This is a genomic window from Pseudomonas sp. RA_15y_Pfl1_P11 (genome assembly GCF_963970975.1).
Lineage (GTDB): Bacteria > Pseudomonadota > Gammaproteobacteria > Pseudomonadales > Pseudomonadaceae > Aquipseudomonas > Aquipseudomonas tritici.
Window position 1 is genome coordinate 84266 of sequence record NZ_CAXAOY010000005.1, and the last position, 13199, is coordinate 97464.

At 61.3% G+C, this 13199-nt stretch carries 15 protein-coding genes; 7 read left to right on the forward strand and 8 right to left on the reverse strand.

Going from position 1 to position 13199, the window contains the following annotated elements; genetic code table 11:
- Positions 1 to 73: 73 nt before the first annotated feature.
- The 6 genes from rluB to AACY44_RS07885 all read right to left on the reverse strand — a co-directional run bounded on the left by rluB (position 74) and on the right by AACY44_RS07885 (position 4950).
- Positions 74 to 1282, reverse strand: a complete 1209-nt coding sequence (rluB, locus tag AACY44_RS07860) for a 23S rRNA pseudouridine(2605) synthase RluB (RefSeq protein ID WP_181080089.1) — start codon at positions 1280 to 1282, stop codon at positions 74 to 76.
- Positions 1283 to 1426: 144 nt separating this feature from the next.
- Positions 1427 to 1618 (reverse strand): DUF1289 domain-containing protein, encoded by a 192-nt coding sequence (locus tag AACY44_RS07865; RefSeq protein WP_339417156.1) that lies wholly within the window; start codon positions 1616 to 1618, stop codon positions 1427 to 1429.
- Between the two features lie 49 nt (positions 1619 to 1667).
- A complete protein-coding gene (gene scpB / locus AACY44_RS07870) occupies positions 1668 to 2612 on the reverse strand; it encodes an SMC-Scp complex subunit ScpB (RefSeq protein ID WP_339417157.1) in 945 nt (314 codons plus the stop codon).
- Positions 2613 to 2624: 12 nt separating this feature from the next.
- On the reverse strand, positions 2625 to 3323 hold the full coding sequence (locus tag AACY44_RS07875) for a segregation and condensation protein A (RefSeq protein WP_175403020.1): 699 nt from the start codon (positions 3321 to 3323) through the stop codon (positions 2625 to 2627).
- A gap of 120 nt (positions 3324 to 3443) precedes the next feature.
- Positions 3444 to 4073 carry an L-threonylcarbamoyladenylate synthase gene (locus AACY44_RS07880; RefSeq protein ID WP_065873575.1) on the reverse strand — a complete coding sequence of 210 codons (630 nt, stop codon included), beginning with the start codon at positions 4071 to 4073 and terminating at the stop codon, positions 3444 to 3446.
- Positions 4074 to 4086: 13 nt separating this feature from the next.
- Positions 4087 to 4950 (reverse strand): PHP domain-containing protein, encoded by an 864-nt coding sequence (locus AACY44_RS07885; RefSeq protein ID WP_339417158.1) that lies wholly within the window; start codon positions 4948 to 4950, stop codon positions 4087 to 4089.
- An 87-nt stretch (positions 4951 to 5037) separates the two neighbouring features.
- Here AACY44_RS07885 and AACY44_RS07890 point away from each other — a divergent pair, with 87 nt between their 5' ends.
- From AACY44_RS07890 to AACY44_RS07920, 7 genes are all read left to right on the forward strand, one after another.
- The gene (locus tag AACY44_RS07890) at positions 5038 to 5634 is read left to right on the forward strand and encodes a septation protein A (protein WP_314568617.1); all 597 of its coding nucleotides are present in this window, start codon (positions 5038 to 5040) and stop codon (positions 5632 to 5634) included.
- 1 nt (position 5635) lies between these two features.
- Positions 5636 to 5935: a YciI family protein gene (locus tag AACY44_RS07895; protein WP_015885584.1), complete on the forward strand. Its 300-nt coding sequence runs from the start codon at positions 5636 to 5638 to the stop codon at positions 5933 to 5935.
- 106 nt (positions 5936 to 6041) lie between these two features.
- Entirely contained in the window at positions 6042 to 6449 is a 408-nt protein-coding gene (locus AACY44_RS07900) for a translation initiation factor 2 (RefSeq protein WP_339417162.1), read from the forward strand.
- A 7-nt stretch (positions 6450 to 6456) separates the two neighbouring features.
- Positions 6457 to 7134, forward strand: coding sequence for a response regulator transcription factor (locus AACY44_RS07905; protein ID WP_339417163.1), 678 nt, complete (start codon positions 6457 to 6459; stop codon positions 7132 to 7134).
- 162 nt (positions 7135 to 7296) lie between these two features.
- Positions 7297 to 7761: an LTXXQ domain protein gene (locus AACY44_RS07910; protein ID WP_032890971.1), complete on the forward strand. Its 465-nt coding sequence runs from the start codon at positions 7297 to 7299 to the stop codon at positions 7759 to 7761.
- A gap of 68 nt (positions 7762 to 7829) precedes the next feature.
- Positions 7830 to 9173, forward strand: coding sequence for a sensor histidine kinase (locus tag AACY44_RS07915; RefSeq protein WP_339417164.1), 1344 nt, complete (start codon positions 7830 to 7832; stop codon positions 9171 to 9173).
- Between the two features lie 40 nt (positions 9174 to 9213).
- Positions 9214 to 10569, forward strand: a complete 1356-nt coding sequence (locus tag AACY44_RS07920; protein ID WP_339506051.1) for a CoA transferase — start codon at positions 9214 to 9216, stop codon at positions 10567 to 10569.
- A 97-nt stretch (positions 10570 to 10666) separates the two neighbouring features.
- Here the strand turns inward: AACY44_RS07920 and AACY44_RS07925 are convergent, their stop codons facing one another.
- Both AACY44_RS07925 and arcD read right to left on the reverse strand, forming a co-directional pair.
- Positions 10667 to 11530 (reverse strand): DNA-3-methyladenine glycosylase family protein, encoded by an 864-nt coding sequence (locus AACY44_RS07925; protein ID WP_339417166.1) that lies wholly within the window; start codon positions 11528 to 11530, stop codon positions 10667 to 10669.
- Positions 11527 to 12954, reverse strand: a complete 1428-nt coding sequence (gene arcD, locus AACY44_RS07930) for an arginine-ornithine antiporter (protein ID WP_339417168.1) — start codon at positions 12952 to 12954, stop codon at positions 11527 to 11529. Before arcD ends, AACY44_RS07925 begins: the two co-directional genes overlap by 4 nt.
- Positions 12955 to 13199 lie beyond the last annotated feature (245 nt).

Genomic DNA, 13199 nt, shown 5'->3' on the forward strand with positions numbered 1-13199 from the left:
CAAAAAAAAGCGCCAACCTGTGAGGGCCAGCGCGTCTCTCTTGCAGCTTGAAGCTAAAAGCTTGCCGCTGCTCTTAAGGCTTCTTACGACCAAAACCAGGACGCTGACCCGAACCGGCCGGAGCGCCACGGCGCTTGCCCGACGGCTCGTCCGCGACCAGTTTCGGGCCGGGGCGCTTGTTTGCCGCCGGCTTGGCCGGACGCTTGGTGCTGGCGCTGTCGGCGGGGCGATCCGCTTCACCGCGATTGCTGCGACCACCGGCCGGAGCTGGGCGCGGCGTGCGAGGAGCACGCTCGCCTTCCTGGCGCGATGGCGCAGTTGGACGACGCTCGCCTTCGATCTGCGGCTCACGGGAAATACGACCGCCGGTAGCCGGTGCATTCAGCGCAGGGCGCAGGGTGCGGGCAACGCGCTCGGTACGAGCAACCGGACGCGACGATTTACGCTGCATACGCTCAAGCTTGTCTTTGCTCTTGGCGTTCATCTGCGGCATCGCGACTGGTGTCAGGCCGACTTCGGCGCTGAGGATGTCGACTTCGTACTGGCTCATTTCGCGCCAGCGGCCCATCGGCAGGTCGGAGTTCAGGAACACCGGACCGAAACGCACGCGCTTCAGGCGGCTGACCACCAGGCCCTGGGATTCCCACAGGCGACGGACTTCACGGTTACGACCTTCCATCACCACGCAGTGGTACCAGTGGTTGAAACCTTCGCCACCAGGGGCCTGCTTGATATCGGTGAACTTGGCCGGGCCGTCTTCCAGCACCACGCCGGCTTTCAAGCGCTCGATCATCTCGTCATCGACTTCGCCACGCACACGCACAGCGTATTCGCGGTCCATCTCGTAGGACGGGTGCATCAGGCGGTTGGCCAATTCACCGTCAGTGGTGAACATCAGCAAGCCGGTGGTGTTGATGTCGAGACGACCGATGTTGATCCAACGGCCTTCTTTTGGCTTAGGCATCTTGTCGAACACGGTCGGACGGCCTTCCGGGTCGTCACGGGTGCAGATCTCGCCATCGGGCTTGTTGTACATGATCACGCGGCGCACCGATTCGGCGGCTTCTTCACGCTTGATGACCTTGCCATCAATGGTGATTGCATCGTGCAGGTCGACGCGCTGGCCGAGGGTGGCCTCGACGCCGTTGACCTTGATGCGCTTCTGAGTGATCCAGGCTTCGACGTCGCGGCGCGAGCCCACGCCGATACGCGCCAGCACCTTTTGCAGTTTTTCACCTGCTGGGCCGATTTCCTGGCTGTCGTTCTGGTCTTTGTCGTTCATCTTAAGCACCTCCCGGTGGGTCGATTCAGGCGTGGCCTGAAGAGTGTTGAAAGCGGGGCTTTGGCCGAATAGCTCGGCAAAGGGTCGCGAATCATACGCACATGACGCGCGTTGCGCATCACAGACTAGTCGATATGACCCAAGTCATTTGCTTTTCCGCCGACCGGTGGCGCCCAGCGCCAGCAATCGGAGCTCGGCCTCGGCCAACACTGTGCGCTTGTCGACCTTGTCGAGTTTCTTCCAGGCACGGATTTCGCGCTTGTTGCGGCCACAGCCGACGCAAATGTCGTCGCTGAATTTGCAGACGCTGATGCAGGGGTCTTTGGTTGAACTCATATGATTTCTCCCTGGCAACAATAATCAAATGTGTACGGGCTTGCTCACGTCAGTCTTCGAACTCGCGGCGCTCGTTTTCGATGGCTTCGGCCAGGGCGCGGGCTTCGTCTTCTTCGTCGCTCAGCGGCGGCTGTTCGAGGGCGGCGACGGCGGCCAGGAGTTTCTCGCGGGCTTCGGCGACGCCGAGGCTATCTTCCTCGGGCTCAGGCTGAACCTCAATCTCAGGTTCGACTTCAGGCTCAACTTCAACGTTCAGCTGGGTTTCAGGTTCAACCGCGCCGTCACGCAGCAAATCGTCGAAGTCGGTCTTGATCCCCTGCTCCATGTCGTCCAGTTCCAGCAACAACGTGTGGAAACTGGTCTCGTCCTTCGGCTCTTCCGGCTCGGCACTGGCATCCGCCAACGCTTGCAAACTGGCGGGCACGGGGGCGTCGTCGAAGTCCAGCACCGGGTCTGGCTCCATTTCGCGCAGTTCGGCGAGCGGCGGCAGGTCGTCGAGGTTTTTCAGGTTGAAATGGTCGAGGAACACCTTGGTGGTGGCAAACATCGCCGGTTTGCCGGGAACGTCACGGTAGCCAACGATGCGGATCCACTCGCGCTCCAGCAAGGTCTTGACGATATGGCTATTGACCGCCACGCCACGTACGTCCTCGATCTCGCCTCGGGTGATGGGCTGGCGGTAGGCGATCAGCGCCATGGTTTCCAGCATTGCCCGCGAATAACGTTGCGGGCGCTCTTCCCACAAACGCCCAACCCACGGGGAAAACTTCTCACGGATCTGAAGGCGATAACCCGACGCCACCTCGCGCAGTTCAAAGGCACGGCCGTCGCAGGATTTGCGCAATATCTCCAGCGCCTTCTTGAACACCGGCGGCTCAGGGCGCTCGGACTCTTCAAAGAGTTCGAACAAGCGCTCCAGGGATTGCGGTTTACCCGAGGCCAGGAGAAAAGCCTCCAGCAGCGTCGCCAATTCGCGGGGTTCAGTCAGATTCATCGATTCAGCTCTTTATTCGGCTCGCGCCCGCACGTGGATAGCCGCAAAAGGCTCATTCTGGACCAGCTCGACCAAGGATTCCTTGACCAATTCAAGGATCGCCATAAACGTCACCACCACCCCCAGGCGCCCTTCTTCTTTCGTAAACAGTTCGACAAAAGGCACAAACCCGCCGCCCTTGAGGCGATCCAGCACATCACTCATGCGCTCGCGGGTCGACAACGCTTCGCGGCTGACCTGGTGGCTTTCAAACATATCCCCACGGCGCAATACCTCGGCCATGGACATCAATAATTCTTCCAGGCTCACGTCCGGCAACAACTTGCGCGCACGGGCCTCGGGCGCGTCGAGTTTGGGCACCACCACGTCACGGCCGACCCGGCTCAAGCCATCGATGCCTTCGGCGGCCGCCTTGAAGCGCTCGTATTCTTGCAGGCGACGGATCAGTTCGGCGCGCGGGTCGTCTTCTTCGGCCTCAACCGTCTCCGAGCGCGGCAGCAGCATGCGCGACTTGATCTCGGCAAGCATGGCGGCCATCACCAGGTACTCGGCGGCCAGTTCCAGGCGCACCGACTGCATCAACTCGACATAGCCCATGTACTGACGGGTGATTTCCGCCACCGGGATGTCGAGGATGTTGATGTTCTGCTTGCGGATCAGGTAGAGCAGCAAGTCCAGCGGGCCTTCGAAGGCTTCAAGGAAGACTTCCAGGGCGTCCGGCGGGATGTACAAGTCCAGCGGCATTTCCAGCACGGCCTGGCCATACACCATTGCAAATGGCAGTTCCTGCTGGGCGCCGGCCTGGCTGTCGACGGTTTCCACAGACGACATTCAGGCCTCAACCATAAACGGAGCCGGGTCACCGCACCCCACACGGATTACCTCCGGTTCGCCGTCGGCCAGGTTGATCACCGTAGAGGCTTTGCCACCCCCGAAGCCACCGTCGATGATCAGGTCCACCTGTTTTTCCAGGAGCTGGCGCATTTCGTACGGGTCTTCCAGCGGTTCGCTGTCGCCGGGCATGATCAACGACACGCTCATCAGTGGCTCACCCAGCTCGGCCAGCAGCGCCAGGGCAATCGGATGCTCCGGCACGCGCAGACCGATGGTGCGTTTCTTCGGGTGCAGCAGCAGGCGCGGCACTTCACGGGTGGCGTTGAGAATGAACGTGTAGGGGCCCGGCGTGTGAGCCTTGAGCAGGCGGAAGGTGCCGGTGTCGACCTTGGCGAACAGCCCTAGTTGGGACAAGTCGCTGCAGATCAGCGCAAAGTTGTGGTTCTTGTCCAGGTCACGCAGTCGCCTTACACGCTCTACCGCGCCCTTGTCGCCGATCTGGCAACCAATAGCGTAGGACGAATCCGTCGGGTAGATCACCACGCCGCCGGCGCGAATGATCTCGACGGCCTGTTTAATCAGGCGCGCCTGGGGGTTTTCCGGATGAATCTGGAAAAATTGACTCACGTGTTCTACCTGTTCAGACGGTGGCAATAATGGGGTCATGCTTGAATCGCCCCCACAAGAGCGGCAAGTCCTCCGGGACCTGGCGATACTCGCCGATCTCGGACCAGCCGCCTGGGCCATGAAAGTCACTGCCGGCGCTGACCAGCAGACCAAATTCGCGAGCAAGAATCGCCAGGCTGCCCACCTGTTCGGCGGGTTGATGCCCATTGACCACTTCAATCGCGTGGCCACCCGCACCAATATAGTCGCTGATCAGCTTGCGGCGCTTACTGCGGGTGAAATCGTAATGCCAAGGGTGCGCCAGGCTGACCCAGGCCCCGGAGGCGCGCAGGGTCTCGACGGTGTCTTCCAAGGTCGGCCAATGCAACTTCACATCCCCCAACTTGCCGGCGCCCAGCCATTTGCGAAAGGCTTCGGCACGGTCTTTAACAAAACCTTCACGTACCATCCAGTCGGCAAAATGCGGCCGGGCCGGTGCGTTGCCGCTGTCGCCCAGTTGCTGCTGGATGGCGCGGGCGCCGTCGAGGGCATTGGGCATGCCTTTAAGGCTGAGTTTGCGGCTTATTTCTTCTGACCGCAGCCAACGGCCATCGTGCAAATTAGCGATGGACTGCACCAATGCCGGGGCTTTCTGATCAAACCCGTAGCCAAGCACATGAATGGTGGCGCCGCCCCAGGTGCAGGACAATTCCACACCGTTGACCAGCTGCATGCCCAGCGCCTGCGCGGTTTCGCGGGCTTCGTCCAGCCCTTCGAGGGTGTCGTGGTCGGTCAACGAAAGGACTCGCACGCCTTTTTCAAACGCACGCGCAACCAGTACCGCAGGCGCCAGGGCGCCGTCGGAGGCCGTGCTGTGGCAGTGCAAATCAACATTCACGGGGCTTTGTAACCTCAAGTCAGCTGGCGCTTTCGCTACCAAGGATGTTTGTTATTATGCCGCCACATCCAGCTTCTGGCTCTTACTGTGAAACAATTCATCGACTTCATCCCGCTGTTGCTGTTTTTCATCGTTTACAAACTCGACCCCAGGGTCATTGATCTGGCCGGCCATGAGCTGACGTTCGGGGGCATCTACAGCGCCACCGCCGTGCTCATCATCAGCTCACTCGTGGTCTACGGCGCCCTCTTCATCTCCCAGCGCAAACTGGAAAAAAGCCAATGGCTGACCCTGGTTGCGTGCCTGGTCTTCGGCAGCCTGACCCTGGCCTTTCACAGCGAAACCTTCCTTAAATGGAAAGCCCCGGTGGTGAACTGGCTGTTCGCCCTGGCGTTTATCGGCAGCCATTTCATCGGTGACCGCCTGCTGATCAAGCGGATCATGGGCCATGCCCTGACCCTGCCAGAGCCGGTGTGGGTGCGCCTGAACATCGCCTGGATCGTGTTTTTCCTGTTCTGCGGCGCCGCCAACCTGTTCGTGGCGTTCACCTTCCAGGACTACTGGGTCGACTTCAAAGTCTTCGGCAGCCTTGGCATGACCGTGCTGTTCCTGGTTGCCCAGGGTATTTACCTGTCGCGCCATCTGCATGACACCGACCCTACCACGCCAAAAACCGAGGACTGACATGCTCTACGCCATCATTGCTACCGACGTTGCCAACTCGCTGGAAAAGCGCCTTTCCGTGCGCCCGGCGCACGTCGAGCGCCTCAAACAGCTGCAAGCCGAAGGCCGTATCGTATTGGCTGGCCCGCATCCGGCGGTGGACAGCAATGACCCAGGCGATGCCGGTTTCACCGGTAGCCTGATCGTCGCCGAGTTCGCCTCCCTGGCCGATGCCCAGGCTTGGGCCAAGGCCGATCCTTACGTTGCAGCAGGCGTTTACGCTGACGTCGTGATCAAGCCGTTCAAGCAAGTCCTGCCTTGACTCAGGTCGCGCCGAACCATTTCAGTTCGGCGCGCTCCTAATTGCTCATTATTCTGAGTAACCTGCCGACAACGTTCTGAATATTCGTGTGGAATCAGGAGTTCCGATGCGCTTACGTCAGTTGTGTCTGTTGGCAGTGTTAATGATCGGGGCTACGGCCCACGCTGAAGAAACCTCGAACACCGGCAGTTCCACGCCCCTGTCCTTGAGTGCCGGCGCCCAGATCACCGAGTTGCAACAACGTTTGAAAGAAAGCGAACGCCAGCGTGAAGAACTGGGCAAGCAGCTGCAAAGTGCGGAGGCCTCCCGCGAAAGCGCCCAATTGAGTCGCCTTCGCCAAGAGAATCAACGCCTGGCCCAGCAACTCAAAGATTCACAGGGCGGCGCCTTGACCCGCTGGCTGACCGAGCAACAGCAATGGTTTGTCACCGGCGGGGCCGTCGCTCTGATCGCCCTGCTGTGCGGGATCTTCGCCAGCGGTGGGCACCGTCGCCGTCGACAATGGCTAAATTGAGTGAGTCATGAGCGAGCTGTTACTGATAGATGATGACCAGGAGCTCTGCGAGCTGCTGACCCGTTGGCTGAGCCAGGAAGGCTTCCAGGTGCGCGCCTGCCATGACGGCTTGAGCGCCCGCAAAGCCTTGGCCGACAGCGCCCCGGCGGCGGTGGTGCTCGACGTGATGCTGCCCGACGGCAGCGGGCTGGAGCTGCTCAAGCAATTGCGCAACGACCACCCGGAGCTGCCGGTGCTGATGCTCTCGGCCCGCGGCGAACCCCTGGACCGCATCCTCGGCCTGGAACTGGGCGCCGACGATTACCTGGCCAAGCCCTGCGACCCCCGCGAGCTTACCGCTCGCCTGCGCGCCGTGCTGCGCCGCAGCCACCCGGCCGCCGTGTCCTCACAGCTGGAACTGGGCGACTTGTGCTTCAGCCCGGTGCGCGGCGTGGTCAGCATCGATGAACAGGAATTCACCCTCACCGTCTCCGAAAGTCGTCTGCTGGAAGCCCTGCTACGCCAGCCCGGCGAGCCACTGGACAAACAGGAACTGGCGCAGATCGCCCTGGGCCGCAAGTTGACCCTTTACGATCGCAGCCTGGACATGCACGTCAGCAACCTGCGCAAAAAGATCGGCCCGCACCCGGATGGCCGGCCGCGGATCGTGGCATTGCGTAGCCGTGGTTACTATTACAGTCTTTAAAGCAGCTGCAAGCGAAAAGCTCTTACTTGCCGCTTGCAGCTAAAGACTTGCAGCTGCCCCCTCCCCCTTACCAAACCTTTACCCTCTCCTGACGGCGGCTGACCTTGATCTGCGTAATCTACTCACATCCGGACTCACCGGAATAGAGACAGGAGAATCACCATGCGCAAGACCCTTATCGCTTTGATGTTCGCCGCTGCCCTGCCGACCGTTGCCATGGCAGCAATGCCAGAAGGCCCAGGCCCGATGGGTGGCCCGGAAGGTCACATGATGGGTGGCCCGGGCCACGGCGGTGAACACGGTCCGCGTGGCAAAGGCGGCCCCTTCAGCCAACTGGACCTGAGCAAGGAACAGCGCCAGCAGATCGGCAAACTGATGGGCGACCAATGGCACGCTCGCAAAGACTTGACCAAGAAGTACTTGGACAAACTGCCAGCCGCTGACCAGAAAGCCATGCAGGACGAAATCGCCGCCGGCAAGCAGAAAACCCAGGCCGATATCCGCGCGGTACTCAAGCCTGACCAGCAGAAAAAGTTCGACGAGATCGTCAAGAAGCAAGAACAGCGTCGTGCCGAATGGAAGGAATTCCAAGCCTGGAAAGCGCAACAGCCGCAAAAAGCGCAATAATGCCCTCCCATTAACGTTCCCAGCCCAGTGGCCTGCGCCACTGGGCTTTTCCTGTTTGAGGGTTTCCTGTGCGTTCATTGTTCTGGCGCATCCTGGCCAGTTTCTGGCTGGCCATCGCCCTGGTTGCCGGGTTGTCGATCCTGATTGGGCACATGCTCAATCAAGATGCCTGGATTCTCAGCCGTCACCCCGGCCTCAATAACCTGGCGCAAGAGTGGACCCAACGCTACGAAGCCCAGGGTGAGGTCGCTGCGCAGGATCTGCTGCAGCAGCGCAAACGCCAGTACCACATCGACGTGCAAGTGCTCAACGAAAGCGGCGACCCGGTGGTGCGCGGTACTTTCCCACGTCGCGCCGCCGCCTTCGAAGCTCGCCAGAATGACAGCCAGGACGGCCATCTGCCCTGGCGCCGCCTGACCGCCGAATACACCAGTGCAAAAACCGGCGACACCTACCTGTTGATCTACCGCATCCCGCACCCGGAACTGGACGAATGGCACCGCAGTAGCCTGACGTGGCCGTTGAGTGCACTGGCAATTGCGCTGGTAGTGCTGACCCTGTTCAGCCTGCTGGTGACGTTGTCCATCACTCGCCCGCTCAGCCGTCTGCGCGGTGCAGTGCATGACCTCGGCCAGGCCACCTACCAGCAAAACAGCTTGGCGCAACTGGCTAACCGGCGCGATGAGTTCGGCGTGTTGGCCACCGACTTCAACCGCATGGGCGCGCGCCTGCAAAGCCTGATCGGCAGTCAGCGCCAATTGCTGCGGGACGTGTCCCACGAACTGCGCTCGCCCCTGGCCCGCTTGCGAATCGCCCTGGCCTTGGCCGAACGCGCCAACCCCGAAGAGCGGGAAAAACTCTGGCCACGCCTGACCCGCGAATGCGATCGACTGGAAGCGCTGATCAGCGAAATCCTGGTATTGGCCCGTGTCGACGCCGACAATGCCAGCGCCGAAGACATCGACCTCAACCCGCTGCTCAAGACCCTGCAGAAAGACGCGCAACTTAGCGCGCCGGACCAAGCAGTGAAACTGATCACTCACACCGACCTGCACCTCAAGGGGTGGCCGACCATGATCGAACGTGCTGTGGATAACTTGCTGCGCAATGCACAGCGCTTTAACCCGCCGGGATTGCCGATCGAGTTGCAGGCCCAGCGCCTGGGCGAGCGCATCCTGATCAGCGTGCGCGACCACGGCCCAGGCGTTGAAGCCGAACACTTGAGCCAGTTGGGCGAACCGTTCTATCGCGCTCCCGGCCAAACAGCACAAGGCCACGGCCTGGGCCTGGCGATTGCCCGTCGCGCCGCCGAACGCCACGGTGGCAGCCTGATCCTGGCCAACCCTGCAGAGGGTGGTTTTATCGCCAGCATCGACCTGCCGTTGGTGCCTGGGGTTGTCACACCGGGCTGATCATCTCTTATAGTGGCCCTTCTCTTACGGAGGGCCTTCGATGACTGACCTGCTGACTCCCATCCAAGCTGCACTCGACCTGCCGCAAACGCCCCTGACCTTTACCGAAGCCGGCGCCCTGCCCTCGACTTTCGCCGTGACCGAACTGGCCAGCGCCTGTATCGGCGCTGCCGGCCAGGCCTTGGCCCAGTTGATCCAGCAACAGACCGGGCGCTTGCCCGGCGTCAGCGTGGACCGGCGCCTCGCCTCTTTCTGGTTTTCATCCTCGATTCGCCCGGTGGGCTGGCAAGTGCCGCCGCTGTGGGATCCGGTAGCCGGTGACTATGCCAGCGCCGATGGCTGGATTCGCCTGCACACCAACGCCCCCCATCACCGAGGCGCCGCCGAGCGGGTGTTAGGCAAAGTCACTGACCGTGCCGAGATGGCTGCCCGCGTTGCCCCATGGAGCGCCGCTGAACTGGAACAGGCGATTGTCGATGAAGGTGGCTGTGCGGCGCAGATGCGTGCCTGGCAGGCCTGGCAAGTGCACCCGCAAGGGTTGGCGGTGAATGCTGAAGACCTGGTGCAGCGCCAGACCTTTGAACCCGACGCCGACAAACCCTGGCTCGGCTCGGTGACGCGGCCACTCGCGGGCATCAAGGTGCTGGACCTGACTCGCGTGCTGGCCGGCCCCGTGGCCAGTCGTTTTCTCGCGGGCCTGGGCGCCGACGTGCTGCGTATCGACTCGCCGACCTGGAACGAACCCGGCGTAGTACCGGAAATGACCCTCGGCAAACGCTGTGCCCGTCTCGACTTGAAGACCCCAGAAGGCCGTCGGATTTTCGAAAGCCTGCTCAAGGAGGCCGACATTCTGTTCCACGGCTACCGTGCCGACGCCTTGGAGCAATTGGGTTACACCGCCAACGAACTGCAAACCCTCACCCCCGGCCTGATCGACGTGAGTCTCAACGCCTACGGCTGGAGCGGCCCGTGGCGAAATCGCCGGGGTTTCGACAGCCTGGTGCAAATGAGCAGCGGGATTGCCGACGCGGGCATGGCCTGGAAACAATCGGATAAACCGGTGCCGGTGCCGCTGCCGTTGCAGGCGCTGGATCACGCGACCGGGTATTTGATGGCGGCCAGTGCGATTCAGGCATTGAGCGAACGGTTGAAAACCGGGCGCGGCGGTTCGGCGCGGTTGTCGTTGGCACGTACGGCGAAGTTATTGGTGGAGGCGGGACAGGTGCCGGAGCAACCGGGGTTGCGCACTGAAGAGCCAGGGGATCAGGGTTTGGTGATGGAGCAAACAACCTGGGGCCAGGCCCATCGGTTGTTGGCGCCGCTGACCATCAGCGGCACGCCGTTGCAGTGGGATTTGCCGGCTGGGGAATTGGGGTCGCACCGGCCGCAGTGGTGATCTGACCTGCGCTATCGCAGGCAAGCCAGCGCCCACACTTGACCGCATTCCAACTGTGGGCGCTGGCTTGCCTGCTATAAGGCCCGTACAGACACTATCAATCTGACCGCTGCAACGACGTCCACAAATGCTGCGCCGCATAAGCCCTGAGCGGCCGCCAAGCCTCGGCCCGCGCCGACAACTGCCGCGCCGAAACCGGCCCACCCGCCAACGCTGCCAGCGCATTAATCAGCCCGATATCCCCCGTCGCAAACGCATCCGCCTCACGCATCTGGCGCATTGCGATGTACTGCGCCGTCCAATCGCCAATCCCCGGTAAAGCCACCAGCCGTGCCACGCCTTCCTTGAGGCTGGCCTTGGGTTCGAACACTTCAGGATCATCCAGCAACGCCTGTGCGACACCCGACAACGTGCGCCCACGCGCCTTGGGCATGCCCAAGGTCGCCAGGTCCGCAGCCGCCAATACCTCGGGCGTGGGAAAAACATGCGTGATACCCGCATACGGTGTTTGCAGCGGCTGACCGTATTGCGCCACCAGCTTGCCCGCCAAACGAATCGCGGCCACTACCGTGATCTGCTGGCCCAGCACTGCCCGAATCGCCAGTTCCAGGCCATCCCAAGTGCCCGGCACGCGCAGGCCGGGACGCGCCGCCACCAACTGCGCCATCAACGGGTCCGTCGCCAATTGCGCGTTGATCAACTGAGGCTGGGCATCCAGATCAAACAGCTTGCGCAGGCGCCGTTCGATCTCAGGCAGCGCCGAACCCTCTGGAAACTCCACCGCCACGTCCAACCAATCGCCAGCCCCCGGTACCACGCTGAGCCAGCCGTGCTGGCCGCTCACGCTGATGCTGCGCCGGTACATGCCAGCTTCGACCGTCTCCATCCCAGCGATAGCGCGCGCCGATAGAAAACCCACCATCGCCGCCCAGTCATAAGGCGGCTGATACGCCAGTCTCACAGCGACAGCACTCCGCTATACAGCCCATACGCCGCCAACCCGGCGCCCGCGATCACGCAGCTGAAAATGCCTTTTTCCAGGTGGGTAAACAGAGGCTGGCCCTGCTCACGCTTGGCGAGGGCAAACAGGATCACGCCCGGTGCATACAGCAGCGCCGACAGCAGCAGGTACTTCAAGCCGCCAGCGTAGAGCAGCCACACCGCATAGCCGAGGGCGATCAGGCCCACCAGCAAGTCTTTCATGCGCTGGCCGTGAGCGCCCTCATAGGTTTCGCCACGCCCGCTCAACAACACCGCATACGCCGCCGACCACAGGTACGGCACCAGAATCATCGACGAGGCCAGGTAAATCAGGGTGGTGTAGGTGCTGTGGGAAAACAGTGTAATCACCAGGAAGGCCTGGATCATCACATTGGTCAGCCACAACGCGTTGACCGGCACCTGGTTGGCGTTTTCCTTTTTCAGAAAGGCCGGCATGGTCTTGTCATGGGCGGTGGCGTAGAGAATTTCCGCGCAGAGCAGCGCCCAGGACAGTAAGGCGCCGAGCAGTGACACCGCCAGGCCAATGCTGATTGCCATCGCGCCCCAGGGCCCGACGATATGCTCCAGCACACCGGCCAGGGACGGGTTTTGCAACTGCGCGAGCTCCGGCTGGCTCATGATCCCCAGGGACAGCACATTCACCAGCACCAGCAACGCCAACACGCCAAGAAAGCCGATCAGCGTGGCGCGGCCCACGTCCGAGCGTTTCTCGGCGCGCGCCGAATACACGCTGGCGCCCTCGATGCCGATAAACACAAACACGGTGACCAGCATCATGTTGCGCACCTGGTCCACCACATTGCCGATGCCCGGATTACCCAGGCCCCAGATGTCCCGGGTGAAAATATCCGCCTTGAACGCTACGGCGGCGATCACGATGAACATCAGCAACGGCACGATCTTGGCCACCGTGGTGATCTGGTTGATGAGGGCCGCCTCCTTGATCCCGCGCATTACCAGGAAATGTACGCCCCACAGCAGCAACGACGCACAGCCGATGGCCACTGGTGTGTTGCCCTGGCCAAACACCGGAAAAAAGTAACCGAGGGTGCTGAACAGCAACACGAAGTAACCGACGTTGCCCATCCATGCGCTGATCCAATAGCCCCATGCGGAGGAGAAGCCCATATAGTCGCCGAAACCCGCCTTGGCGTAGGCATACACCCCCGAGTCCAGATCGGGTTTGCGATTGGCCAGGGTCTGGAACACAAACGCAAGGGTCAGCATGCCGACGGCGGTGATCGCCCAGCCGATCAATACGGCACCTACCTCGGCGCGCGCGGCCATGTTCTGCGGTAGGGAGAAGATCCCGCCGCCGATCATCGAGCCCACTACCAAGGCAATCAAAGCACTGAGTCGAAGTTTTTGGGCCGGTTGGGACATGAACACTCCTGAATAAATAATAATTCGAGCTAACAACCGTGCACTCAACTAATTAACTCAGCCAGTGTATCGTTTATTAGAGACTGCGATAAAAACGCTACGCTCATAACCCAACGGCATGACAGCTTGTATAGTTTAGGCTTACTTATAATTTAAATACGGCGACTACCTTGTCGCTTCCACGCTACTTGCTGTCGCATTTTCGCAAAGTTTGCACATTCGAGAAAACGGTCTAGCTTCAAACG